At 54.7% G+C, this 25,759-nt stretch carries 14 protein-coding genes and 5 pseudogenes; 12 read left to right on the plus strand and 7 right to left on the minus strand.

Annotated elements, in window-relative coordinates; translation table 11 throughout:
• Window positions 1-139 precede the first annotated feature (139 nt).
• A pseudogene (locus tag ACA075_RS09295) lies at window positions 140-1,534 on the minus strand (IS1182 family transposase).
• 218 nt (window positions 1,535-1,752) lie between these two features.
• Between ACA075_RS09295 and ACA075_RS09300 the strand changes: the two are divergent.
• Window positions 1,753-2,195: pseudogene (locus ACA075_RS09300) on the plus strand (IS66 family transposase); the annotation flags it as partial.
• Between the two features lie 262 nt (window positions 2,196-2,457).
• Here the strand turns inward: ACA075_RS09300 and pruA are convergent.
• From pruA to ACA075_RS09315, 3 genes are all read right to left on the minus strand, one after another.
• Window positions 2,458-4,071 (minus strand): L-glutamate gamma-semialdehyde dehydrogenase, encoded by a 1,614-nt coding sequence (gene pruA, locus ACA075_RS09305; protein ID WP_497298207.1) that lies wholly within the window; start codon window positions 4,069-4,071, stop codon window positions 2,458-2,460.
• Window positions 4,072-4,145: 74 nt separating this feature from the next.
• Window positions 4,146-5,600 (minus strand): short-chain fatty acid transporter, encoded by a 1,455-nt coding sequence (locus tag ACA075_RS09310; RefSeq protein ID WP_497298208.1) that lies wholly within the window; start codon window positions 5,598-5,600, stop codon window positions 4,146-4,148.
• A 44-nt stretch (window positions 5,601-5,644) separates the two neighbouring features.
• Window positions 5,645-9,034, minus strand: coding sequence for a molybdopterin-dependent oxidoreductase (locus ACA075_RS09315; protein ID WP_497298209.1), 3,390 nt, complete (start codon window positions 9,032-9,034; stop codon window positions 5,645-5,647).
• Window positions 9,035-9,156: 122 nt separating this feature from the next.
• On the opposite strand from ACA075_RS09315, the gene ACA075_RS09320 reads away from it, so the two are divergent.
• Window positions 9,157-9,843 carry a GntR family transcriptional regulator gene (locus tag ACA075_RS09320; protein ID WP_497298210.1) on the plus strand — a complete coding sequence of 229 codons (687 nt, stop codon included), beginning with the start codon at window positions 9,157-9,159 and terminating at the stop codon, window positions 9,841-9,843.
• 133 nt (window positions 9,844-9,976) lie between these two features.
• Here ACA075_RS09320 and ACA075_RS09325 read toward each other — a convergent pair.
• Window positions 9,977-10,237, minus strand: a pseudogene (locus tag ACA075_RS09325) (transposase domain-containing protein); the annotation flags it as partial.
• Window positions 10,238-11,007: 770 nt separating this feature from the next.
• Between ACA075_RS09325 and ACA075_RS09330 the strand changes: the two are divergent.
• Window positions 11,008-11,198: pseudogene (locus tag ACA075_RS09330) on the plus strand (IS5/IS1182 family transposase); the annotation flags it as partial.
• On the opposite strand, the gene ACA075_RS09335 reads toward ACA075_RS09330, so the two are convergent.
• Window positions 11,166-11,597, minus strand: a complete 432-nt coding sequence (locus ACA075_RS09335; protein WP_497299363.1) for a response regulator — start codon at window positions 11,595-11,597, stop codon at window positions 11,166-11,168. The pseudogene ACA075_RS09330 and the gene ACA075_RS09335 overlap by 33 nt on opposite strands.
• Before the next feature lie 489 nt (window positions 11,598-12,086).
• Between ACA075_RS09335 and ACA075_RS09340 the strand changes: the two are divergent.
• Together ACA075_RS09340 and ACA075_RS09345 are read left to right on the plus strand one after the other, a co-directional pair.
• Window positions 12,087-13,308: pseudogene (locus tag ACA075_RS09340) on the plus strand (IS3 family transposase).
• 443 nt (window positions 13,309-13,751) lie between these two features.
• Complete coding sequence (locus ACA075_RS09345; protein ID WP_497298211.1) at window positions 13,752-14,096, plus strand: hypothetical protein; 345 nt, start codon at window positions 13,752-13,754, stop codon at window positions 14,094-14,096.
• A 96-nt stretch (window positions 14,097-14,192) separates the two neighbouring features.
• Here the strand turns inward: ACA075_RS09345 and treR are convergent, their stop codons facing one another.
• Window positions 14,193-14,897 (minus strand): trehalose operon repressor, encoded by a 705-nt coding sequence (treR, locus tag ACA075_RS09350; protein WP_497298212.1) that lies wholly within the window; start codon window positions 14,895-14,897, stop codon window positions 14,193-14,195.
• Window positions 14,898-15,133: 236 nt separating this feature from the next.
• Here treR and treP point away from each other — a divergent pair, with 236 nt between their 5' ends.
• The 7 genes from treP (at window position 15,134) to ACA075_RS09385 (ending at window position 25,530) form a co-directional block, all read left to right on the plus strand.
• Entirely contained in the window at window positions 15,134-16,576 is a 1,443-nt protein-coding gene (treP, locus tag ACA075_RS09355; RefSeq protein ID WP_497298213.1) for a PTS system trehalose-specific EIIBC component, read from the plus strand.
• Between the two features lie 44 nt (window positions 16,577-16,620).
• Complete coding sequence (gene treC, locus ACA075_RS09360) at window positions 16,621-18,267, plus strand: alpha,alpha-phosphotrehalase (RefSeq protein ID WP_497298214.1); 1,647 nt, start codon at window positions 16,621-16,623, stop codon at window positions 18,265-18,267.
• A gap of 106 nt (window positions 18,268-18,373) precedes the next feature.
• Window positions 18,374-19,597 (plus strand): maltoporin, encoded by a 1,224-nt coding sequence (locus tag ACA075_RS09365; protein WP_497298215.1) that lies wholly within the window; start codon window positions 18,374-18,376, stop codon window positions 19,595-19,597.
• A 62-nt stretch (window positions 19,598-19,659) separates the two neighbouring features.
• Window positions 19,660-22,194, plus strand: a complete 2,535-nt coding sequence (ptsP, locus tag ACA075_RS09370) for a phosphoenolpyruvate--protein phosphotransferase (protein WP_497298216.1) — start codon at window positions 19,660-19,662, stop codon at window positions 22,192-22,194.
• A 2-nt stretch (window positions 22,195-22,196) separates the two neighbouring features.
• On the plus strand, window positions 22,197-22,481 hold the full coding sequence (locus ACA075_RS09375; RefSeq protein WP_497298217.1) for a PTS sugar transporter subunit IIB: 285 nt from the start codon (window positions 22,197-22,199) through the stop codon (window positions 22,479-22,481).
• Window positions 22,482-23,152: 671 nt separating this feature from the next.
• Window positions 23,153-23,761: a response regulator gene (locus ACA075_RS09380; RefSeq protein WP_497298218.1), complete on the plus strand. Its 609-nt coding sequence runs from the start codon at window positions 23,153-23,155 to the stop codon at window positions 23,759-23,761.
• Window positions 23,762-23,784: 23 nt separating this feature from the next.
• Window positions 23,785-25,530, plus strand: a complete 1,746-nt coding sequence (locus tag ACA075_RS09385) for an ATP-binding response regulator (RefSeq protein ID WP_497298219.1) — start codon at window positions 23,785-23,787, stop codon at window positions 25,528-25,530.
• The last annotated feature ends 229 nt before the right edge of the window (window positions 25,531-25,759 follow it).

The raw sequence follows: 25,759 nt of genomic DNA on the forward strand, positions 1-25,759 counted from the left end.
CTGACGGCTTTTGGCCCAGAGTGTGTAAAAACGCGCTGATGCACTGTCGGCGCGTAGCGCTGGCGGTTGTTAGCTGAGTAATTGCTCGCAACAAGTCCTGCGGATCATCACTAGGGCCTAGAAGCCCCCACCGCCGCTTCTACCTTGCTGGGTGGCCAAAATACAGACCTCTTCTGGCCGACAGCGCCTTCATTAAACCGCTGGTACCGAGAATTTTCATCACCCGCTTCAAGTTGAAGGCGAGGACGTTCAAACTCATCTCCGCACTTACTCCGTTCAGCTTTCGTGTCAGGAAACGCGTGGCGCCCATCCATTGGTTGAGTGTCCCGAAGGGATGCTCGCCCGTACGCTTGTGGACTCGCATCATGTCCGGCGCGTTGCTCAGTCTGTTCTGCATCTCCTCCAGTATGGCTTCATGCTCCCAGCGTCGAACCCGCCGTTCCGTGCTCGGTGCGTACTGCGGTTTCATTGCGCAGCCCTGCATTTCGAACTCCAGTAACGGTGCAGCGTCAGGCCTTTTTCAACGTTGGTATAGCGCCAGATCAGTGCTTCTCCAGCCGGGCAAATATATTCGTTCTTTGCCGCGTCATAGACCAAGGCATCATTATTGAAACGCCCGTCCGCTTTGGCTCCAGAGGTCATCGGCTTGGGCACATAGGCAGTGATGCCTGCATCGTGACAAGCCAGGATCTCTTCGCTTTTGAAGTAACCTCGATCAGCCACTACCGACAACGTTTCTAACGCCATAGTCTCGCGGGCCTGCTTGGCCATCGAGCTGAGTTGATCGCGGTCGGAACCGACGTTGGTAACCTCATGTGCAACGATCAAATGGTGCGGGGTATCGACCGCTGTCTGCACGTTGTAACCGACGATTCCAGTGCCGCGAGTCATCATGGAACGGGCGTCTGGATCGGTCAGTGATACCTGTTTACCGGTGATTCGTTGAGCTGAGTTTCAATGACCTGTATCTCTTTCATCTGAGCTTTGAGCTTGTCGATTTTCTCTTGCCAACGAGCAGCCTTGGGCTGAGCGATCGAGGGTTCTTGCCGATCGGCTTCGTCGAGCGCAGTCAGGTACCGATTGATACTCGATTCAATCTCTTCCATCCGCCGCTTCAGCTTGGCGCTAGTGAAATTGCGGTCGCGGTTGTTGACGGCCTTGAATTTACTGCCGTCGATGGCGACCAGATTTTCTCCGAACAATCCCAACTGCTGGCACAGCCCCACGAATTGGCGGCAGACGCGGTCAGTTACATCAGCTCGACGTTGCGTTGGGCTTCTCGTTCAAGACGCCGACTCGATGGAATGCGGTTCAGGTAGCCGTAGATGTAAATCTTTAGCAGGATCGCGGGATGTTAAGCCGGCCGGCCAGTATCAGCCGGTATGGCGCCTTCGAAACCCAGTTTGACCAGGTCGAGTTAGTCGACAAAGACGTCGACTCCGCGCACCGGATTGGTATCCGTGACGAAATCGTCGAGGCTTTCCGGAAGGAAGGTTCCTTGGCCTTGATGTTCACCTTGGATAAAGCGCTTCATGGGCGATCCCTGCGATGAAGTCCTCAGAAATTAAAGCAAGGGTTTACGAAAGCGTTTTTACCCACTCTGGGCCAGAAGCGGTCACTCGCAGACCCTTTGGGGTAATGTGTCGAATTGAACCATTGAAGCTTTCGCCCCTTCACTTGAGGATCTCTAATGGCAAATCAATCCGCGATCGTCGAGGTGGTTCAAGAAACCGGTTCTACACTGCTCAGAGAGTTGGACGAGAGGCACGCGAGCTGGAACCGGGAATCCGACAGCGAATACGGCTGGAAGAAGCAGCGCCGATCATCGATGCACTTCATACCTGGGTGATCGCCCAGAGGCAGCTTGTGCCTGAGGGATCGGCCATCGCCAAAGGGTTGGATTACAGCCTCAAACACTGAATAGCGCTGACGCGTTATCTCGATGATCGTGCTGTGCCGATAATAATTGGTGCGAGAATCAGATCGGGCCGTGGGCTATTGGACGCTTGAATTGGCTGTTCGCGGGCTCGTTACGCAGCGGTAAACGTGCGGCGGCGATCATGAGTTTGATCCAATCGGCGCGGCTCAATGGGCACGATCCGTATGCTTACTTAAAGGATGTTCTTACACGCCTACCAATGCAGCGGGCGAGTGAGTTTGCCGAGCAGTTGCCGCGCAGGTGGGCGCCCGTTTAATCACGCAAGGTGTGTTGGGCGGACGCTTACGACTTATCCACAATTTTTGGAAATCAGCAATCCGCCTCTACTGGCTCAGTTTTGGGTCAGCGGCAACACGCGGTGCTGGAAAGTTACACGATAGTTCGGTTAGGAAAAGCGGCAGGTAACTGCCGCTTTTTTAGATCAAAATGCTGAGTGATAAGCTACCTGGCTTCACTTGCTCTGACAGCTGTCGCCAAGGCTCAAAATAGCTGTTAGATCAATTGCGACCGTTTATTCTTTATCGCATGTGTGGGTATCCATATTCCATCGCCGGCCCCCAGGTTTCTTTGATAGTCCGCGGTGATGTCCAACGAAGTAGATTTAGAGGCGAGCCGGCCTTGTCGTTTGTGCCACTTCGGCGTGCACCGCCGAAAGGCTGTTGGCCAACTACCGCTCCGGTTGGTTTGTCGTTTACGTAAAAATTGCCGGCAGAGAAGCGCAACCTGACAGAGGCCGCCCTAATAATCGCACGGTCTTGTGCAAACACCGCGCCCGTCAACGCATAGTCACTTGTCGTGTCTACCAAGGTGCAGACGTCATCCCATGTATGATCGTCATAGACATAGACAGATAACACGGGGCCGAAGATCTCCTCGCGCATCGTCACAGCATGGGGATCGCTTACTTCGATAATGGTTGGTTGAATGAAGTACCCGACGCTATCGTCATAACCGCCGCCCGCAATGATTGATGAGTGTTCGCTATTAGAGGCTTGATCGATATAGCGTGTAATTCTCTGGAACGCACGCTTATCGATAACAGCGCCCATAAAGTTGGAGAAGTCTGAAACATCACCCATTTTTACGCTCGCAAGCTCGTCAAGCAGGCGTGTTTTTACGGCTGGCCATATCGACGCAGGGATGTATGCACGTGACGCAGCGCTACATTTCTGTCCTTGGTATTCGAATGCGCCGCGCAACAATGCAATCGCTAGGGCGTCAATATTAGCGGAGGCATGGGCGAGAATGAAGTCTTTGCCTCCGGTTTCGCCGACTAGTCGCGGATAGGAACGATAGGTCGAAAGATTATTAGCTGTATTTTTCCATAGATTATCGAAAACAGAGGTTGATCCGGTAAAGTGCAGACCCGCAAAATATGGAGATGCAAGAACGGCGTTTGAGACTGTTGCTGCGTCTCCGGGTACAAAATTGATTACACCTGGCGGGAGCCCTGCTTCTTCTAACAGTTGAAAAAACAGGTAATTACTTAATGCAGCGGTAGCAGCAGGCTTCCAGACAACAGTATTTCCCATTAATGCCGGCGCACACGCAAGATTCCCACCGATAGCTGTGAAGTTGAAGGGGCTTACAGCGTACACAAAACCTTCTAGCGGTCGATACTCAAGGGTATTGTGCATCCCGGCAGATGAAATGGGTTGCACGCTCTGCAACTGCTCTGCGAATTGCACATTAAAACGTAGAAAATCGATTAGTTCACACGCTGAGTCAATCTCAGCCTGTTGCGCAGTCTTGCTTTGACCTAGCATCGTCGCGGCATTGATCTTTTGCCGCCAAGGGCCTGCCAGTAAATCGGCCGCCTTCAAGAAAACACCTGCGCGCTCTGCGAATGTCCATTGTGACCAATCACGTTGAGCACTGACGGCCGCTGAAATGGCGGATTGAATACCTTCCGAGGTCGCTTGTGATGTGCGCGCGAGCAGCTCTTGGTGCGCATGTGGCATCACCACAGGAACCACATTGCTGGACTCAATGCGTTGGCCTCCTGCGACGACTGGGATCAGCAGTTCATTGGATTGACGTTCCCGCAGAGCAGCTTCGAGGTTTATACGCTCAGGGGTTGTCGCAGCGTACGAAAGAACCGGTTCATTAATGGCGGAATAAACGGTAGACATGGGAGATCCTTAATAAACTGTAAGAGAGACCAGATTAATGTTTTGTATTGATGCTTTTTTAGTTCTTGTCGCTATTAGTGACCTGGAATGACTGGTGGCGTGTAAGTAAACGTCGCCATAAGAAGTGCGCTGGCGATAATGACGATAGGCAGGTGCACAAAGAACTGCATGGCCGTATACCCAATAAGATCCTTGGACTTAAGTTTCAAAACTCCAAGTAATGGAAGCATCCAGAATGGATTGATGAAGTTTGGAAGCGTCTCGGCGATGTTGTAGATCATGACCGTCCAACCGAGATGAGCGTGTAAATCATTTGCCGCTGTCATGATATAGGGTGCTTCGATTAGCCACTTTCCACCAGCAGAGGGTATGAAAAAGCCAAGCGTTGCAGAGTACAAACTTACAAGAACAGAGAAAATCCCTGTGTTTTGACCCATGCTGACGAACCAAACCGCGATAGAGTCGGACAGTGTGTGATGATCACTGTTTACGACTTTGGTCAACATGTAGCCGATGCCGCCATAAAATGGGAACTGTAGCATTACTCCGCTGATGCTGGGCATGGAGCGTACGAAGCTCTCTAGAAAAGAGCGTGGCCGCCAATGAAGAAGCAAACCCACAAGAAGAAACACGAAGTTATAGGTGTTTAGCTGCGACAGTGCGATAAGCGGATTGCCAGACTTAAAAGTCTCCCATAGCCACCCTAACGCGAGTACGCCGATGACCAAGGTCAGGGTTGGATTGAATTCAAAGAAATCCCCCGGACGCTGACGTTTTAATGCTGTAAATTTTCCCTCGTCAAGGTCGACGCCTAGGTCGTGTGCGGTCTTTGCATTTTCATCGCTCGGTGCAGTGACATAGCAGACGATTGCTGAAACTACCGTCACCAAGATAATCAGTAGCAAGTTTTGCCATGTCAAAATGGTTTCTCCGAAACCAATGACCCCCGTTATCGGCATCAACGACGCAGGGATACTTGCTGCGGTGGCTTGAAGTTGGGCGGCAGAGGAGCTCATTCCCAATGTGAACCCACACCCTAGTCCCAAGTAGCCCGCAGCACCAGCGGCACGGTAGTCCAGGCGAAAATCCTTTCGACGTGCGATCTCTCGCACGAGAAGACCTGAATAGATAAGGCTTATCCCCCAGTTAATGAGCGATAGCATGATGCTCAGTACGCCGATGAATACGATAGCCCCGCGTGGCGTTTTGGGTATTCGCGCCATCCAGCGTAGCAAGCGTGCGATCGGTGGCGACATCGCAAGCACATACCCTGTGATAGCAACGAGCGCCATCTGCATAGTGAACGGAATGATGCTCCAAAAACCGTCGCCGAATGCCTTGCTTACTTCAAGAGGGGATCCTCCATGAGCAACTACCGCAAGCGCGACGATTGCGCATGCCGCCACTACAAAGACATAAGCATCGGGAAACCATCGCTCTGCCAAGTCGACGATGCCTATTGAGATTCGCTCGATCACACCCCGCGATTTACGCGGCGCGACTACATTACCTTTTTGATTCGTTGACATGATGTCTCCCCTGAACGGGTTTTTGTTGGTTGTTAATTAATTTATCAACGGCGTAGTATTAGAGGTGTTATGGGGACAGCTCGACAGATCAGGCAGCTTGTCGGCGGCCCGTCATAGGAGGAAAGATGTGCAACCTCTCCTGATACAATTTGCATTTCACAACTTTCGCACTGACCTACACGACACCCGCTAGGTAGATTGATACCTGCTTCATCGGCGGCGTCGAGTAATGTCCCGAGACTGGATTTCCATTCGAAGCTGGCAGTTTCGCCTTCGATTTGCACCAATTGCGGTTCCAATGTGGTGGGAACTCGAGTTTCTGCGCTAAACGTCTCAGCAAAGATGTCAAAGCGAGGGATGTCTCTCGTGACCAATCCGCTTTTCGCTTGCTCAATGAATGTTGGTGAACCACACAAGTAGGCAAGTGGTTGCCTGTGAACGAGGTTCATGTCGATCCATTCAAAATCCGGCCCGCGTGTATAGTCGTAATCGTCACCCAGCCTGTCGGTAGAAAGTGCCTGCCAATAAACTGTAATGATCTTTACACAGGGCAATTGCTCGGCGAGTTCGCGTAAGCGTTCTTTGAATGGGTGCGATTGTCCATTGCGGCAGATATTGATAAGGAGGACGTCAGGTGCCGGTGTGCCGCGCTGTGCTAACGCTTCCAAATACCCTATAAACGGCGTGATACCAATTCCGCTAGCCATCAAAATAATGGGCCGACTCGTCACCGTTGGAATCGTGAACACCCCGGACGGTTGCGTCAGATAAACTTTGTCCCCTATATTCAATTTGGTGACGCGTGAAGACATAACCCCATCGGGCTGACCATCGGTGCGCGCTCGGCGCACGCAAATGCTGAGCGTCGTGGGTAAATGATTGGGGCCCGTCAAGGAGTAGGCTCTTCTCACGTCAAAGTCAGGCAGTGAAATGATGATGTGCTGGCCTGGTAGGAAGCTGGGGAGGGGACCTCTGTCCACCGGTGAAAAACTGACGGAGACTATATCTTCAGCTTCGAGTCCGCATGATGCGACTTCAAACTCTCGACGTCCTTGCCAGTGGCCGCGATTCATTTCTTCGTCGCGAGAAATGCGACAAAGTACGGCTCGAAGGGGTACAGACCCACTCACCGGATCGCGATCAGTATCAGTCAGAATGGCGTTCACGTTGGAAGAGCCTGAACCTATGCCTTCTGTATCTGCGTGCCCCATAGGCTCGCAACCTTGCCACCAGCCAAATTCGGCCACGGCGACATTGTCGTGAATGTGCTCATCGATCTTTGCCTGCAGGGCGACATGTCCCGCCCGTGTATGGATTTGAACCCAGTCACCTTCACCAATTCCGTGCTTAAGCGCTAACGAAGTGCTGATCTGAACCTGCGGCTTATGGGATTTTTTACGCAAGCTCGCAATATGTCGATGTGAGGTATGGACATACCATCCACTCTTCGCGGTAGTGAGTACCACGGGATAGTCTTTGGCAAACTCCTCGTTTGCGGGGGATTGCACAGGCTCAATAAATTTGGCTATCGGCGGTTGATTGATACCTAGAAGTGCCTCCGAGTAGATCTCCACTCGGCGAGAGGGCGTGCGAAAACCTTGGGATTCGCCGCTTGAGTTGGATTTTTCGTATTTTCGATGGGAGAAAGGCTGGGCAAAGCGCAAGCCGTTTGGGTTTGCGCGCAGATCTTCGATCGTAATTCCTAGCGGGGCGAGCTGGTAATTCCAGCCAGCTTCAATGCTGCCGTTGAAAAACGCGCTTTTCATTCCAAGCCGCTCAGCGAGTGCGAAGGCGATTGCATAGTCAGGTCGGGAGTCCCCAAGCGGATTTAGCATCTGTTGCCGTAACTGCACGTGCTCTACAGCTTCTTGCGTAATCTCGAAACCAAGCTTTAGCGCCTCTCGTTCCCACGGCATGTTCGCCGGAAGCACGATGTCGGCGTTATCAGCTGTTGGATTCATAAACATATCTACGTGCACATGGAAGTCGAGAGCATTCAGTGCCCGTTCATTTCGAGCCGCATCGGCCTGAGACACGAGAAAGTTTGTGCCAAAGCTCATTAATGCACGCACTGCATAGGGCTTTTCTTCGAGAACGGCTTTCGCAAAGTCGCGGGCCGTTATCCATCCGTACGCTGGTGGGCCGAGCGGAAGTTCTTCAATACCGAGTGCTTTTGCACGTTGTTCTGGCGAAAGCAAAGTTTGATAGTCGTTAACAATTCGGTATGGCGGTGCAACGGTCCAAAGATTTCCCCCTTCGCGATCACAAGCGCCTGTCAACGCGTACAAAGTTGCCACTGCGCGCTCGGTTTGAGTGGCATTGGTGTGTTGCCCCAAACCGGTCCACGCGTGATAAGCCATCTTGGGACTGTTAGCGAATAAAGCGTTGAACTCGGTAATCTTTTCTGTACTTTCCCACGTTAGCTCTGCCACCCGTTCAACCGTATATTGTCCGGTTTCATGTGCCAGTAAATCAAAAACAGTGGAATAGCGTCGAACGTTGCCCAGTCGATCTATGGTTTCGCCCGTAGATCGTAGGAGTACCTGTTCGGATATTTCGTGCTTTGCGTCATACGGACGTAACTTGCCAGATTGGTCGAGACACACAAAACTTGAATCGGAACAGTCCTCAAAGAACTCGATCGCGCGTAAAAGCAATCCTGAGGAGTTGTCGACAAGCAGGGGAGCGTTTGTCCACCGGGTAACGAAGGAGTGATCGAAGCTTTCGTTCTCAATGAGATAACGGATAGCGCCGAGTGCGAGTGCCCCATCAGCACCAGGGCGTATACGAATCCATAAATCTGCTTGCTCGGCAGAACCGTCCACCTTTGGGTCTACAACGACTAACTTGGCACCGCGTTGCCGACTTGCAGCGATACGAGAAGCCTGTGCGAGCCATGTTCTCGCCGGATTATGTCCCCACAGAACCATGACTTCCGTTTTATCTAGGTCTGGTACACCGATTCCACGGCCGAACGTCAACGCATGCGCGTAATCCTTGTGCCAACCACAAACTTCAATCGCATAAATCAAATTTGGGCTGCCGAAACATCTTACGAATCGCTCTACCCATTCATAACTATCAACCATTGGGGTGCCGCTTGGCGTCGTGACTGCAAACGCCACGGCCTCGGCACCTCGCTCATCCCTGATATTGGACAAGCGTGTAGCCACTTCATCGAGGGCCTCATCCCATGAAATTTCAATCCACTCGGGATTTTTGGAGCCTCGCGGTGAAATCCGCCTAAGAGGCTTGGACAAACGGAGGGGGCTTGCTAATAGCTCGGGAGCGGCTCGACCCTTTGCACAAAGAGCGCCACCAGTTGGGTGGTCAGAATGTGGTGAAACACTGACTAGGCGGCCATTCTCAATGCGATTGATTGATCCGCAGCGTGACCTGCATAGCGTGCAATATCCGGCCAAGTTTTTGTTCATGTTTTATGCCTGGGTAAGGTAGTGCGTGACGCATTATACCCCCAGAATCGAGACGCGCGTCACGCGTTACAAAAAAATAATGTAAAATCGGCTATCGCTAATGGACAAAGGCTTTGAGAAAAATGGGAACGAGTGTTTTCGACGAGGGTGCATTTGCGAGTCTGGCGTCCAACGACGAAAATCTCAGGTCATCAGTGCTGCAGCGCATACGCTTAGGGATCGTCTCTGGTAAGACGGGCCCGGGAGAGATTTTGACGGTGCCAACATTGGCAAAGGCGTGGGGCGTATCGACGACGCCAGTTCGTGAAGCACTGCTTGAGCTCACAAACACAGGGTTGCTTGAGCCGTTACGCAATCGTGGATTCAGAGTGCGGATGCCTTCGGCGAGCGACCTCATGGATCTTTTTGCAATCCGTGTTCAATTAGAGCTGTTCGCGCTAACTACTGTCAGATCTGTGCCAGATGTGGAAAAAGCTTTGCTTCGCGAAGCAGCGCAGCAGGTTGCAGATGCAGTTGCTGTCGGGGACACCATAGGTTATTTATCCGCTGATCGTACCTTCCACTTCGGGCTGGTTTCGCTTGGTGGAAACCCGCGTCTCACAGCCATTATCATGGGCCTTCGTGACAACATGAGGCTCTATGGAATTGAGTCATCCGCTGGAATTGAGAGGCAGAAAAGGTCGGTGTCAGAACACTTTGAGCTCATTGAGCTTGTAGCTAGCGGCCAAACCGAGGAAGCGTCAGCGCTTTTACGAAGTCATATACTCGATTGGGAAGCGGTTTTTTTGGCTCCGATTGAGACTGATTAAACGACTTGCGCATTATTTCAGTCGTTTATAAGCAAGCCACAAAAATATTTACTACTTCGTCTGTACCTGGAGACTAATCAAGGGTAATGCAGTGGCGCGAGGTTTAGCGCCGCATTTGTGTTGTTGAACGCGGCTAATACGGCATGAGTAAAGAAGGGCGTTTGTAAGCGAACGGGGATGACAGATTGCGCAACGCATGCGGCAACAACTCGGCGATCTCACTTGCTCGCTGCGTTGGGAGTCGCGCCAGAATGTTTTTCAGGTAAGCATATGGATCATATCCGTTGAGTTTGGCCGACTGAATCAGGCTCATCAGCGCCGCCGCGCGCTTGCCACTGCGCAACGATCCTGCGAAGAGCCAATTCTTGCGTCCAAGATCCCATGGCCGGATCTGCTTGGCGGGTAGTCAAACGCGGTTACCCGCGCCCAACCCCTAGGAATCGTGCATGCGAGTTTTCCCAGCACACGGCTCAAGCCTCTGCTAAGGCGCCTCTAGGCACCCGGTTGGATATCATCGGCATAGGCAAATTGCACATCCCTCGGGCAGCGCAGGTAGTAGATCTTAAGATTAGCGGTTGCGTCTGTCCCTCCATGACCTAGCTTCACAACATGGCGATTGTGCCACGGTGTGTCTTTGGTCACCGGCTTTAAGCAGGCGCAGCACTTGCCGCCCTGTTGCATCCATAAGGGCCCCGAATTTCTTGGCGATATCTTTGGTCATTACAGACGCTGATTGGCAGCTCGGACACTGGATGGTCATCGGCGCTTTCCTTATAGAGAGATGAAGTCATTGCACGGGCATAGGGCCCCATCAAGCAAGCCGCTTATGCGACCTGCTTGCCTGGCGGCGATCGAGGCTTGGGTTGTGATGCTCAATGCGGAGAGATGCAAATTCGTGATATATGACTGAGATTTTGTTGGCCGTGATTAGACGGGGAACGAGTCTCATGAAGCGATGAGCGCAATGGGCCGAATCCCCGGCGGTCTTGTAGACCGGTCAATGACCATATTGAGTTGAGTCGATACTGACCATTCAAAATTGACCACAGCGCCCTAGGCCAATCTGTCTCGCTAACAGCAGAAAACGGCCCAGGCTGTGTGAAAACATCTGCAATTGTCTAATTGTCTAATTTTCTGATCTTCGAGATCGTAGCGGGGGCGATCATGAAGCGATTTATCGAAGGTGAGGCTCGGACGCAAGTCACATTGCTGCCGGAGTGTCCGGACGATTACGTAACCGAACAATTCCAGTCCGAGTGGTCGACGTTTTCGTCGATGAACTCGACCTGGGCGCGCTTGGTTTTGAGGGGGTCGATCCTGCCTCAACGGGTCGTTCGGCCTACTACCCAGCGATGTTCAAAATCGAATCCAGTCAGCTCCAGATCTTGGTCGTTCATACACGACGCCCTTACTCTTTCCCAAAACGCTCGTGAAAATCTCCAGCGTGGGAGAATTGGAATACTAGCTCGTTCGCCCGCTAACCATGACTGATCAATTAAAGCAGCACTGACTAAATCATCCAGGCTATAAGGTTTACTCAGTACGCCGATTGACTCAAAACCTCGCTCACGAGCAGCAGTCACCTGCCCAGTGACGAGAGAGAAAACGCCTTTTTTCTCACGCAGAATCTTTGCCACTTGAATACCTTCCTCGTGCCCATTGAGGTTGATGTCAACGAAGGCGACATCCACTGGGATTTTCTCAGCGAGTCTTAGGGCCTCTGCTGGGTCGTACGCAGGGCCGACGATTTTCATGACCCTCATCTTCGAGGGTTTCAGCAAGCAGCAGCGCCAGTATGGGCTCGTCCTCAATGATCAAGATTCGCATTTTTTCCTTGGAACACTGAACATCCGGTCAGATGAGATTCGTTTACTAGGTGACCCTACAGGGAAACGACAGTTTCATAAAATCGCAGCAAGGAGCGACATGTGCCACAGCGGTGGAATCAGTAATTCCACCGCTGTGGCACATAGAGATTTACCGGGTTACTACGAGAGCAACAGTCCCCAAAAGAGCCAAATCAGATCCGAGGAAGTAGCCCAGAATAAACTAGGGTCCAAGCTACAAAGCATTTGCGACTGCCATCACGCTGACATGAGTTTCGGGCATCTCGCAACGAGGCTCCATGATGCATTGCCAAGTGACCTGTCTTTTCGCTCCTGACCTCATACTGTGAACGAGCCCCATGAAAGACAGAACACCGTTTTCACCTTACGATAAGGGATAGGCAAACGGTTATGTTTATGACTAACAGCAACGATAAGAGTGGGGAGCTTTTGGGCCAGGAGCGGCGGCGCCGCTGGAGCCCAGAGCAAAAACTGGCCATGGTTCGCGAGAGTCTTTAGCCAGGGCAAAGCGTTTCGGTGGTGGCTCGGCGAAACGGCATCAATGCCAACCAGTTGTTCCTGTGGCGCAAGCTGTACCAGGACTGCAGCCTGTCGGCGGTCACAGTGCTGGCGAAGCCGTGGTACCGGCCTCCGAGCTGAGCGATGCGCTCAAGCAGATCCGTGAACTGCAACGGATGCCGGGCAAGAAAACGATGGAAGCCGAAATCCTCAAAGAGGCCGTGGAGATCGCCCGGTCGCGAAAATGGATTGCGCACTCACCCTTGTTGCCGGGGGACGACGAGTGAAGCTGGTCAGCGAATGTCTCGGTGTGGCGCGCTCGCAATTAACGGTTCGAATCAAGCAATTGGTATCGCCCAAAGTACGGCGAAGCAGGCCGGTGGACGATGCTGCGCTGGTGGTCGAAATCCAGCAACAGGTCAGCGAGCTGCCCAGCTATGGTTACCGTCGTGTCTGGGGATTGTTACGTCGCACCCGTGAAACCCAGTTGCTGCCTTCGATCAACGTGAAGCGGGTCTACCGGATGATGCGTGATCACAACTTGCTGCTTGAACGCCGAATCAAACAGCCCGACGTGCCGCGTCGACACGAAGGCCGTATTGCAGTGGAAACCAGCGATACGCGTTGGTGCTCGGACGGCTTTGAGTTCCGCTGTGAGGACGGCGCCAAACTGAGCGTGACCTTCGTCCTGGATTGCTGTGATCGTGAAGCCATCGGCTGGGTCGCGAGCCCTACCGGGTACAGCGGCGATGATATCCGCGAATTGATGCTGGAGAGTGTGGAAAAGCGCTTCGGTGATCAACTGCCTGCAACGCCAGTGCAGTGGCTAAGCGACAACGGCTCGGCGTACACCGCCGAACAGGCGCGTCTGTTTGCTCGGCAGATCGGTTTGCAACCGGTGACCACGCCGGTTCGAAGCCCGCAGAGCAACGGCATGACAGAGAGCTTTGTGAAGACGATCAAGCGTGACTACGTGGCGCACATGCCCAAGCCAGATCGAGAAACGGCGCTGCGCAACCTGGCAATTGCCTTCGAGCACTACAACGAGCAGCATCCGTACAGCGCCTTGAACTATCGCTCGCCGAGGGAATTCAGGCGCTTGGCAGCAGCATCAATTTAACGGGGAGTTGGTGTCCGGTTTTGTAGGGGCAAGTCCAGTCGGTACAGCCCTCGCCGGACGAGGTACCTAGAGTGCGTGTAAGCGATTGAGGCGCTGACCAGCAGAACCCATCAGGGACAGCGAGCACGTCTCGCGGTAAAAGTCCGAATGTACGGGTGCAATCTTTACCTTCAAACCGTTTCTAAATGAAGGCTTGGCAAACAGGGGGCGTCCATGTAGGTCCGGCGAACACGTCTTGCTTAGGGCTTCGAGTAAGAGTGACTTCGAAAAGGATCCGCCGAATGCCACCCTATCTGTGACGGTCGATGACAAGCCACAGCTTTCTGTGGTCGAACTGACCAACCCGCAGCTCAAGGGTGACACCCTGACTTATACTGTCAAGTTGCTCGACGGCACACCGCCTGCTGCAGGCAAGCCTGCAACCCTGTTTATCGATTGGTGGTATGGGCCGGGTTGGCGACCACGTCATTATTGGCATCCCGGACCTTGGGGGCCGCACGCCGGCAGTCGCTGCTGGCGTGGTCCGTATGGCGGGCTTCACTGCCGGCAGGCATGGGCTTATTGAGCCTCGTTGCTTGTTCTTTCGCTGCAAGAAATCACAATCCGATGCTCTCGGCAGGCATCGGATTTTTCACAACGTTGTTTCAACTCCAAAAAGGAAAAAGGGGGAAAGCATCGAAAATAAGTCCGTCTCACTGGAACGCCAAGTACAGCTCAACATTGACGTCATCACGGCGGGTGGCGGGGTATTCATTGTGGCCTTGGCGAGTCATCAGCCGATCGTTTGATCAGGCGGGCAGCGAAGGTGCAATGCCTTCGTTTCAAAGGTCTCAATGTATAAGCGGGCGTAATGCTACGGCGCTGTTCAAGCGTTTTCGGCATCGTCAACGACGGGCGATATCCGAAAAATAGAATTTGTCCAGGGTATGCCGTGACTCGGTGTATTCAAACTGGCGGCCGTCCTGCAGGAAAGTCTGGTTACTGACCACAATGACATGGCTCTGGCCGTCAAGATCCAGGTGCTGCTGGTCGTCCTTGCTCCGAGGTACCGCTTCGATCGTGCGCCGGGCATAGGCGATTTGCAGCTGCAGGTTTTGCTCTATGAAGGCGTAAATCGATTGCTCGGCAATGTTGCGGGAAAGCCCTGGGATGACGTCACTGACGAAATGGTTGATATCGAGGATGACGCGTCGACCGTCGATATGCCGCACTCGTTTGATGCGGGTAATCAGGCTGCCTTCTTCGGCCTGAATGTGTTCTAGCAGCGTTCCGCCAAGGGCGACCTGACTGAATTCGACCACCTCAGTCCTGACGTCATTGCCCAGTCGCGGATAGGTCTCCTGGAAACTGACAATACCACCGAGCTGAAATTCAATCGGATTAGTCGCCAATACAAACGCGCCTTTGCCGTGGATTTTGTGAGCGAAACCGCGCTCCTGCAATTGTTCGATGGCTTTGCGTACCGTGCCGCGACTGGCTTGGTACGTTTCCATCAGCTCGGTCTCGGAAGGCAATCGCGCACCGCGCTCCAGCCGTTTGGTCGTGATGCTGGCAAGCAGATCGCTGTAGATCTGGTTGTATTTACTCATGGGGATGGCTCTATACCGAGCTGCGCTTAAGGTTTCGAACCATAAGGGCAGGGTGGGGAATTGTCCATGTGGGTTTGAATTTCGAGCTTGCGGAACTGAAAAACCTTCCCCTTCCACTCATAGAGTAGAAGAAAAAATGTAACTCGTCTGTACGAGATATTGCTTTAACTCGTACAGACGAGTACTTTTCACGTCGGCGTGCTGCCAAAAACAAAAAACTACAGCGGAAGAAAAGCATGAGCCACGACTATCCGAACATCGCCTGCGAGCTGCTGCAAAGCCTCGGTGGCAGCGACAACCTAGAGCAGGCCGCGCACTGCGTCACGCGCCTGCGCCTGGCCCTCAAGGACCCAAGCCTGGTTGACAGCGCCACGCTGAATCAGATCGACCTGGTGAAAGGCTCGTTCTTCACCGGTGGCGTGTTCCAGGTGGTCATCGGCCCCGGCGAGGTTGAAAAGGTGTACGCCGAACTGCGCCGTCAAACGGGTCTCGCAGCCTCAACCATCGCCGACGTTAAACAAAAAAGTGCCGACAAGATAAACGCCATGCAGCGTCTGGTGCGGGTGTTTTCCGACGTGTTCATGCCGATCCTGCCGGCGTTGATCATTGCGGGGTTGTTGATGGGCATCAACAACCTGATCGGCGCCAAGGGCATGTTCATCGAAGGCCAGACCCTGCTGGACGCCTACCCGAAACTCGACGGGCTCTGGAGCCTGATCAACCTGATGGCCAACACGTCTTTCGTGTTTCTCCCGGCGCTGGTGGGCTGGTCGGCGGCCAAGCGGTTCGGTGGCAGCGAAATCCTCGGCATCGTGCTCGGCCTGATGCTGGTTCACCCGGACCTGCTCAACGCCTGGAACTACGGCAAAGCGGTGGCCGGGCTGGACGGTCAGAGCCTGCCGTACTTCGACATCCTCGGGCTGTTCCAGATCGAGAAGGTGGGTTACCAGGGACAAATCCTGCCGATCCTGCTGGCGGCCTATGTGATGAGCGTCATCGAGAAGTGGCTGCGGGCGCGGGTGCCGAATGCCGTGCAGTTGCTGGTGGTGCCGATTACCACCATCGTTGTCACTGGCGTGTTGGCGTTGGCCGTGATCGGCCCGGTGACCCGGCATCTGGGGATTCTCATCACCGAAGGCGTGGTCATGCTGTTTGACCTCGCGCCGATGGTCGGCGGGGCGATTTTCGGGCTGCTCTACGCGCCGCTGGTGATCACCGGCATGCACCACATGTTCCTCGCGGTCGACTTGCAGCTGATTTCCACCCAGGGCGGCACGTTCATCTGGCCGATGATCGTCATGTCCAACCTCGCCCAGGGCAGCGCGGCACTGGCGGTGTTCTACATGACCCGCAATGTGCGAGACAAAAGCATGGCCTCGACCTCGGCGATTTCCGCCTATTTCGGCATCACCGAGCCGGCCATGTTCGGGGTCAACCTGCGCTACAAGTTTCCGTTCTATGCGGCCCTGTGCGGCTCGGCGCTGGGTTGCATCTTCCTGTCGCTGAACAAGGTCCAGGCCTCGGCCATCGGTGTCGGTGGCTTGCCCGGTTTCATCTCGATCATTCCGCAGTTCATCCCGGTGTTCGTGACCGGGATGGTCATCGCCATGGTTGTGCCGTTTGTTCTGACCTGTGGGTTGAGCATGAAGATTGTGCGGCCGGGGTATCGTGTTGCCTGACAGGCTCCAAAGGCCAGTACAAAAACTATTTGAGGAATAGCGCCATGCAAGACTGGCAACGTTCGGTGATCTACCAGATCTACCCGAAGAGTTTTCACAGCCACGCCGGCAACCCCACGGGTGATTTGCTCGGCGTCGTGGCCAAGCTTGATTACCTGCAATGGCTGGGTGTCGATTGCCTGTGGATCACGCCGTTCCTGCGTTCGCCCCAGCGCGACAACGGTTATGACATCAGCGATTACTACGCCATCGACCCGAGCTACGGGACAATGGCCGATTGCGAGTTGCTGATTGCCGAGGCGGGCAAGCGCGGGATCAAGTTGATGCTCGATATCGTGGTCAACCACACCTCGATCGAACACGCCTGGTTCCAGCAGGCCCGTAGCAGCCTCGACAACCCGTACCGCGACTTTTACATCTGGCGCGATCAGCCAAACAACTGGGAATCCAAGTTCGGCGGTTCCGCTTGGGAATACGAGGCGCAGACCGGTCAGTACTTCCTGCACCTGTTCGATCACACCCAGGCCGACCTGAATTGGGACAACCCGAAGGTGCGCGCCGAAGTCTTCAAAATGATGCGTTTCTGGCGCGATAAAGGCGTGGGTGGTTTCCGTCTGGATGTGATCAACCTGATCTCCAAACCAGCGGACTTCCCTGAGGACAACACCGACGGTCGACGCTTCTACACCGACGGCCCCAACGTGCATGAGTACTTGCAGCAGATGCACCGGGAAGTCTTCGAAGGTCACGACCTGATCAATGTCGGCGAGATGTCGTCCACCCGTCTCGAACACTGCATTCGCTATTCGAAACCGGAATCGAAAGAACTGTCGATGACCTTCAACTTCCATCACCTGAAGGTCGATTACCCGAACCTGCAGAAGTGGATTCGTGCCGACTTCGACTTCCTGGAACTCAAGCGCATCCTCTCGGACTGGCAGACCGGCATGCAAGCTGGCGGTGGCTGGAACGCGCTGTTCTGGTGTAACCACGACCAACCGCGAGTGGTCTCGCGTTTTGGCCATGACGGCGAGCATCGTGTGGTGTCGGCGAAAATGCTTGGCACCGCGCTGCACTTCCTTCAGGGCACACCGTTTGTGTATCAGGGCGAAGAGCTGGGCATGACCAATCCGGGGTTTGATCACATCGATCAGTACCGCGATGTCGAAACGCTGAACATATTCCGCCTAAAGCGTGAAGCCGGTGCGACCGATGCCGACAACATGGCGGCGATCATGCAGAAGTCCCGGGACAACGGCCGTACACCAATGCACTGGAACGCCGAGCCGAACGCAGGGTTCAGCGCTGCAGAACCCTGGATTGGCGTGTCGGCCAACGTGACGCAGATCAACGTCGCCACCCAGCTCGACGACCCGAACTCCGTGCTGCATCACTACCGTCAGTTGATTGCCCTGCGCCGCAGCGAAGCGCTGATGTCCGATGGCGTCTATCGGCAATTGCTGCCGGAGCACCCGCAAATCTGGGCGTATGTGCGTGAAGGTCATGGCGAGCGTTTGCTGATATTGAACAACTTCTACGGTACGCCGTGCGAAGTCGAACTGACGGATGACGTGATCAGCGAAGCGATGGCTCAACGCTTGGTGATCAGCAACTACCCGGACTGTCCGCCGCGAAACCGGCAGATTTCTTTAAGGCCCTATGAGTCGTTCGTTCTGCACCTGACCGACTGACCGACTACTAAAAAACACCGACTTTAAAAAACACGCAGAACGCTGCGCGGGGGAGTTTTGCGCGCCGAATTTGCGGAACAACACAATAAAAATAATGGGGTGGTTCTTGAAATCAACACTAAATCGCAGCCTTGCCGCTGCGAGCGTATGCCTGGCGTTGCCATTGTCGGCGCAGGCCCTGGAGTTCGGCGGTTATTTGCGCAGCGGCGTCGGGACATCGGTCAACAGTGGAAAACAGCAGTGTTTCCAACTGCCCGGTGCGCAGACCAAATACCGCTTGGGCAACGAATGCGAGCAGTACGCCGAACTCGAACTACGCCAGGACCTTTACACCCTGGACGATGGTTCGGTGCTGAGCGTCGACGGCATGGCGTCGCTGTATAACCAGTACGACAAGGACCTGACGTTCAACGGCGATAATGGCTCAGTACGCATGCCGCAGATGTACGCCCAGTGGTCGAACATGCCGAGCCTCAACGGCGGTTCGCTGTGGGCCGGGCGGCGTTACTACAAGCGGAATGACATCCACATTTCCGACTTCTACTACTGGAACCAGAGCGCCACGGGCGGCGGTATCGAAGACGTGCTGATCGGCGATCTGAAATACAGCTATGCCTTTTCGCGCAAGGACAACCTGTACCAGAAGGACTACATCAATCGTCACGATTTCAACGTCGCCGGTTTCAACACCAACCCCGGCGGCGAACTGGAATTCGGCCTGAGTTACATCGACAAACCCGACAGCCGCGATGCCCACCGCGGCTGGGCAATCACCACCCAGCATGTGCAGAAAGGCTTCCTGGGCGGCAAGAACAAACTGGCCTTCCAGTATGGCGAAGGTCCCGGCACCGGGTTGGGCTATACCGGTAACGTAAAACTGGACGACAGCAACAAAAGCTATCGGTTGGTGGAGTTTTTCGACTGGCAAGTGACACCGCGGTTCGGTGGGCAAGTCGAGGCGGTTTACCAGAAAGACATTCGCCCGGACGGTGCCGATCAGAACTGGGTCTCCCTGGGGATTCGCCCGGCGTATGCGATTACCGAGCAGTTCAAACTGGTCGCCGAACTGGGTCACGATCAGGTCGAAGCCGAGGGCGGCACACGCAAGCTGAGCAAGTTCACCTTCGCCCCGACGTGGTCGCCCAAAGGCCCGGAATTCTGGGCGCGACCGGAGGTGCGTCTGTATTACACCTATGCCAGCTGGAACGAGGCGGCCAAACGCGCGGCCAATGAACTGGCGGCGGGTTCGGCATTGTCCGATACCGGCTCATTCGGTACTGCGCGGCACGGTTCGAATGTCGGATTGCAGGTCGAGTATTGGTGGAAATAAGCGATGCTGTCGGAGCCTCGCGCTCCATCGGCACTTCAAAGAACAAAACAGCAGGTGACGTCATGGCCACACCCCAACAACTGCAACTGCACGCCCCGTTGTCCGGCGTATTGATGCCACTGGACCTCGTGCCCGATCCGGTGTTTTCCAGCCGCGTTATCGGCGATGGGCTGTGCATCGATCCGACCTCAAATACCTTGTGCGCGCCGTTGGCCGGGGTTGTCAGCAATGTGCAGGCCAGTGGGCACGCCATCACCATCACCGACGAACAGGGTGTGCAGGTGTTGATGCACATCGGCCTCGACACGGTGAACCTGGCAGGCAAGGGGTTCACCCGGCTGGTCAAGGAGGGCCAGCAGGTTGACGTCGGGCAGGCGCTCATCGAGTTCGATGCCGATTTCGTTGCGTTGAACGCCCGCAGTCTGCTGACACTGATGCTGGTGGTCAGCGGTGAGCCGTTCACCTGGCTGACGCCGGAAACGGGTCTGGTAGACAGTGGCCAGCCGCTCCTGAGTTTGAGCCCGGTCGAGCAGTCAACCGATGCGCCGCTATCGGAAGAAGCCGACGCAGTGTTTTCCAAACCGGTGACACTGGCCAACCCGAACGGTTTGCACGCTCGTCCGGCAGCGGTGTTCGCACAAGCGGCGAAAGGTTTTTCGGCAAGCATTTACCTGCATAAAAAACAGGAGAGTGCGAACGCGAAATCCCTGGTGGCGATCATGGCGTTGCAGACGGCGCACGGTGATGTCATGCAGGTCAGTGCGGCCGGCCCGGATGCGGAAGCGGCGATCAAGACACTGACCGAACTGCTGCTGACTGGATGCGGTGAAGGGGTTGCGGGCCCGATGCAGGTTGAGGTGAATGTGGTCGAGGCTTCATCGCTGACGGTGCTGCGCGGGGTTTGTGCATCTCCCGGATCGGCGTTTGGCCAAGTGGTACAGATCGCCGAACAAAACCTGGAAGTGAATGAGCTCGGCGCCACACCGCAGGTGGAACGCGATCACCTGTCTCGCGCCCTGGCCGAGGCGCTGGTGGCCCTGCAACAGTTGCGTGACAACGCCATTGGCGACGCGCAGTCCGACATCTTCAAGGCGCATCAGGAACTGCTCGAAGACCCGGGTTTGCTGGAAGTGGCTCACGTGCTGATCGATGAAGGCAAAAGCGCCGGGTTCGCCTGGCGCGCGGCCACCGAGTCGGCAGCCACCTTGTTCAAAAGCCTGGGTAACGCCTTGCTCGCGGAGCGGGCGGCGGACCTCGCCGATGTGAGCCAGCGGGTGCTCAAACTGATCCTCGGTGTACGGGATCAGGCGATGAAGCTGCCTGAAGGGGCGATCCTGATCGCCGAACAACTGACGCCGTCGCAGACTGCCGGGCTCGATACTCGCAAGGTACTGGGGTTCGCCACGGTCGGTGGCGGCGCCACCAGCCATGTCGCGATCCTCGCCCGGGCGTTCGGTTTGCCGGCGATCTGCGGGCTGCCGGTGCAATTGCTGGCGCTGGTCAACGGAACCCAGGTGTTGCTCGATGCCGACAAGGGCGAATTGCAGCTGGATCCGGATCTGCAGGCCATCGAACAGCTGCAAGCCAGGCGCCAGCTTCAACAGCAACGCCGGCAGCATGAGTTGGCCCACGCAACGCTGGCCGCCTGCACCCGCGACGGTCACCGTTTTGAAGTGACGGCAAACATCGCTTCGCTGGTAGAAACCGAGCAAGCCATGGCGCTGGGAGGCGAGGGTGTCGGTTTGCTCCGTTCGGAGTTTCTTTATCTGGATCGCAACCATGCGCCGAGCCATGACGAGCAGGCGTCCACCTACAGCGCGATCGCCAAGGCACTCGGGCCGACTCGCAATCTGGTGGTGCGCACCCTGGATGTCGGCGGCGACAAACCGCTGGCCTACGTGCCGATGGACAGCGAAACCAACCCCTTCCTCGGCATGCGTGGGATTCGTTTGTGTCTGGAGCGCCCGCAGCTGTTGCGCGATCAGCTCAAGGCCATCCTGAGCAGCGCCGGACTGGCTCGCTTGCACATCATGCTGCCGATGGTTACGCAGCTGTCGGAGTTGCGTCTGGCCCGGCAGCTGCTCGAAGAAGAGGCGCTGGTTTTGGGCCTCACGGAACTGCCCAAGCTGGGCATCATGATCGAAGTCCCGGCGGCGGCACTGATGGCTGATCTGTTTGCGCCCGAGGTGGATTTTTTTTCCATTGGCACCAACGATCTCACGCAATACACCCTGGCCATGGACCGCGATCACCCGCGTCTGGCCAGTCAGGCCGACAGCTTTCATCCGGCGGTACTGCGCTTGATTGCCAGCACCGTAAAGGCCGCGCACGCCCACGGTAAATGGGTCGGTGTGTGCGGCGCCATGGCCTCCGAGACATTGGCCGTGCCGCTGTTACTGGGGCTTGGGGTGGATGAGCTGTCAGTGAGCGTGCCGTTGATTCCGGCGATCAAGGCAGCTGTTCGTGAGCTGGACCTGGTGGACTGCCAGGCCATCGCCCAGCAAGTGCTGGGCCTGGAAAGTGCCGGACAGGTGCGCGAAACCTTACGCGTGTATCAAGTGTCCACAGTCGATACCTCACTGGTTCTGGAGAACTGAGCATGTTCGAAAAAATGCAACGAGCGTTTTGGAAAGCCTTGACCCCGGATCTAATCGTGGACAATTCGCCGGGGTCTACCCGGCCGGCTTCTGGTCTGGCACAGGGCATCGTGACTGCCTTGGGGGGGCTGGAGAACCTCAAATCGCAGCAACTGGTGGCACTGACGCGGGTCCGGGTGGAGTTGCGAGACGTGCAACGAGTGGATCGGCAAGGGCTGAGTGCGGAAGGTGTGACGGGGTTGATGTTGCTGGAGGGAGGTGTGCTGCATTTGATCACCCCCAAGTAGCACCAAGCATCTGGACAGCGCGCGGGCGCTCGGAACCTCTGTTGATGATTGATGCATAAAAAACCGGCCAATGTGGCAGTGATGTGGCCGGTTTTTTTGTACTGCGATGAAGCGGCCTCTACAGACGGGTGGGGATTGTCATGCTCTAAAAAAATGACGGTCTAAGCCCGGATAAAAAAAGTGGCGGCCGTATTTATCGCATCATTAGCCAGGGGTAGTGCATCCATCATATGGTTACCGACATCTGTTATAAATCGCGCTGTCGAGAAGTGTCACTCGCTTCGTATTAGGGCGCAGTGTGCCAGGCCGTTGCGTAACAACCAGTCTTTGTGAAATGTCTTCGACACCCTGTTTGCGAAACCACCTCTCTCCACTGCCGGAGTTGCGGGTTTTATTGCGTGGGGGTCACTTTGGAATAATAGTTTTCAATAATCTTCTCGCGTACCTCCGGAACCCAAATACGTTCGATGAATAAGCCGAGGAAAAGATGTCTACAATGCGCACCCGCGTGAACTCGACACCTGAATTGACCCCCTTTCGACTGCTGGGTATTTGGTTGTTATAAAAAGAAATTTCTTTAAGGTAGGGCAGCTGTCGAGAAATTTATATAGTCCATAAGGACTATATCTAAGCGCTTGCTGGTTGCGAGCGGACGCGCTATTCATACGGCTATGAATACAACTTCGATACTTCTCATTGATGACCACGCATTGTTCCGTTCGGGCATAGCAATGGTGCTGGAAACGGGGCTGGAGAATATGCGCGTGTTCGAAGCTGGAACGCTCCAGGAAGCGCTTCGGCTCGAAGGTTGCGTACCTGCGCTGGTGTTGCTTGACGTGCAGTTGCAAGGGGTGAGCGGGCTCGAGGGTATCGGGTCGCTGAAACGTAAATGGCCGCTGACGCCCATTGTTGTTGTCTCTGCATTTGATCTGCCGCAGTCAGTCAAAGAAGCCGTTGAACACGGGGCCGCGGCGTTCATTTCTAAAACGGAGAAAGCCGAGCGGATGCTGGAGCTCGTACGTGCACTTCTCGAAGATGGCAACGCCTCGACGCCATCGAATCTTGTAAGTAATGAATCGAACCGACCGAGGCTCACGCCGCGGCAGTGCGAAGTGCTTGATCTCCTTTGTCAGGGTTTGTCGAACAAAATGATCGGCAGAAGGCTTGATCTGTCGGAGCACACGGTTCGCGGGCATGTGCAGGCGATGCTAGCGACTCTGCGAGTCTCGAGCCGTTCCGAAGCCACGTATGCAGCTCGCCAGCTTGGGCTCATTCGTTGAACTCGGAGCAGGATGAAATCTCAATGTTCTCCGAGCAGTTGCGGTTGATACTGACGGGCGTGCGCGAGTCGATTGTTGTCGGAATGTTGTTGGCGTGCATGCTTTTGTGGGCGCTGTATCACCCTGGCGACAACCTGCTGTTAGTGATTTGGTTTGTGACTTTTCTGGTGATCCGCCTCAGTGGCGTCATGTACTCGCATCACATGTTGCGGCATTGCTTCATCGGTTGGGATGACACCTATCTAAAAAGCATTCAGAGAACGCTGGTGCTTAACAAGATTCTCGAGGGCCTTTCCTGGGGAGCGCTGGTATGGATCAGTTTCGACAGTGCAACGTTAGCCGAGAGAATCTTGCTGATTTCGCTGATGGCCGCGATTAGCGGCAACGCCGTTTCGCTGCTATCGCCGATCATTGCGGTTTATCTTTCGCTGGTGTTGCCCATGCTGGTATTGGTGGCCACAAAACTCTGGCTTGAAGGCGACAGTGCTTACCTTGTCTTGGCCGTCGCATGCCCTTTGTATGTAGGGGCACAGTTCGGCCAGGCGAGAACTTACCGGCGTTCTCTGCGTGAATCCATTGCTTTGCGCTTTCAGAACCTTGGACTGATTGCCAATCTCAAATCTGAATCGGAAACCGCCGCACAAGCGCGAGATCAAGCGGAAGAGGCAAACCTGGCCAAGTCCAAGTTCCTTGCGTCCGCCAGCCACGACCTGCGTCAACCCATTCACGCGCTGGGGTTGTTTCTGGAAGTGCTTTCGCGCAGCAATCTGACGCCCAGCCAACGGCAGATACTCGACAACGCAAGCGCCGCCGCGTTAGCTTCTGCCGAAATGCTTAACACACTGCTGGATTTTTCACGCATTGAAGCAGGCGTGATAGAGGCCAGGTTTCGCGAGTGTCAGTTACAGCCGTTGTTGAACAAACTGGAAAATGAACTGGCGCCTCAAGCGGATTCAAAAGGATTGATTTATCGCTGCCGGGAAACTCGACTAACGGTCCGCTCCGACGCGGCCTTACTGGAACTTATCCTGCGCAATTTGATCTCCAATGCGATTCGTTACACCGATATCGGCGGAATACTGATTGCCTGCAGACGACGTGGCGGTGAAGTGCTGATCGAAATCTATGACACCGGCATCGGAATTGAGCCTGCGCAGCAACTTAATATATTTCGTGAGTTCTACCAGTTGGGCAACCCGGAAAGGGACCGGCGAAAGGGGCTGGGGTTGGGGCTGGCGATTACGGATGGGCTTATCCGATCGCTGGGTCATCAGCTCTCACTCAACTCGAGGTTGGGCAGGGGCAGTATTTTCCGGGTGATTGCGCCGCTGGTCGATCCGCTTGTCAGCGGCAGCCTTTCTGCTGTGGATGAGCCGTCACATCAACTTGATATTAATGATCAGCAGCTCAGGGGCAAATACATGCTGGTCATCGACGATGACGAAGCGGTCAGGCTAGGCATGTATCTCTTGTTGAAAGGATGGGGGTGTGAATGTTTTACAGTCGAAACGCTCGATCAGGCAAAACAACTGGGAACACAGACCCCAGACGCCATCATTTGTGATTACCGTTTGCGCGAAGGTTTCAGTGGCGGTGATGTCATCCGCTTGCTCAGAGACTATTACGAACATGACGTACCGGCCTTGTTGGTTACGGGTGATACCGCGCCTGAACGACTACGGAAGGCTACTGAAACGGGTATACCTTTACTGTATAAGCCGCTGTCGCCCCTCCTGCTCAGAAAAACGCTGGTCGGTCTGTTGGGATGATTCAACGGCAGGTTATTTGGTGAGCATACTTGTTTCACCCCGTTGAATTTACGTCGTACAGGAAATCCCCTTAAGCATCTTTGACATTTCCTTTTCGTCGTTCATCCAGTTGTTCATTTACATGACATTAACGATCAATTGACAGCTCCCATACCTGATTCCTGGACGATGTCTGGTGTGAGTACTCTAAAAATAAAATCATGGTGAAACAGGAATACCTCGAGCAACT

It is taken from the genome of Pseudomonas sp. LBUM1663, assembly GCF_059695905.1.

Excerpts from the sequence above, each read along its gene's own strand:
- pruA (WP_497298207.1), bottom strand. The coding sequence starts at position 4,071 with ATGTCTACCGTTTATTCCGCCATTAATGAACCGGTTCTTTCGTACGCT.
- ACA075_RS09310 (WP_497298208.1), bottom strand. The coding sequence starts at position 5,600 with ATGTCAACGAATCAAAAAGGTAATGTAGTCGCGCCGCGTAAATCGCGG.
- ACA075_RS09315 (WP_497298209.1), bottom strand. The coding sequence starts at position 9,034 with ATGAACAAAAACTTGGCCGGATATTGCACGCTATGCAGGTCACGCTGC.
- ACA075_RS09320 (WP_497298210.1), top strand. The coding sequence starts at position 9,157 with ATGGGAACGAGTGTTTTCGACGAGGGTGCATTTGCGAGTCTGGCGTCC.
- ACA075_RS09335 (WP_497299363.1), bottom strand. The coding sequence starts at position 11,597 with ATGAAAATCGTCGGCCCTGCGTACGACCCAGCAGAGGCCCTAAGACTC.
- ACA075_RS09345 (WP_497298211.1), top strand. The coding sequence starts at position 13,752 with ATGGGCCGGGTTGGCGACCACGTCATTATTGGCATCCCGGACCTTGGG.
- treR (WP_497298212.1), bottom strand. The coding sequence starts at position 14,897 with ATGAGTAAATACAACCAGATCTACAGCGATCTGCTTGCCAGCATCACG.
- treP (WP_497298213.1), top strand. The coding sequence starts at position 15,134 with ATGAGCCACGACTATCCGAACATCGCCTGCGAGCTGCTGCAAAGCCTC.
- treC (WP_497298214.1), top strand. The coding sequence starts at position 16,621 with ATGCAAGACTGGCAACGTTCGGTGATCTACCAGATCTACCCGAAGAGT.
- ptsP (WP_497298216.1), top strand. The coding sequence starts at position 19,660 with ATGGCCACACCCCAACAACTGCAACTGCACGCCCCGTTGTCCGGCGTA.
- ACA075_RS09375 (WP_497298217.1), top strand. The coding sequence starts at position 22,197 with ATGTTCGAAAAAATGCAACGAGCGTTTTGGAAAGCCTTGACCCCGGAT.
- ACA075_RS09380 (WP_497298218.1), top strand. The coding sequence starts at position 23,153 with ATGAATACAACTTCGATACTTCTCATTGATGACCACGCATTGTTCCGT.
- ACA075_RS09385 (WP_497298219.1), top strand. The coding sequence starts at position 23,785 with ATGTTCTCCGAGCAGTTGCGGTTGATACTGACGGGCGTGCGCGAGTCG.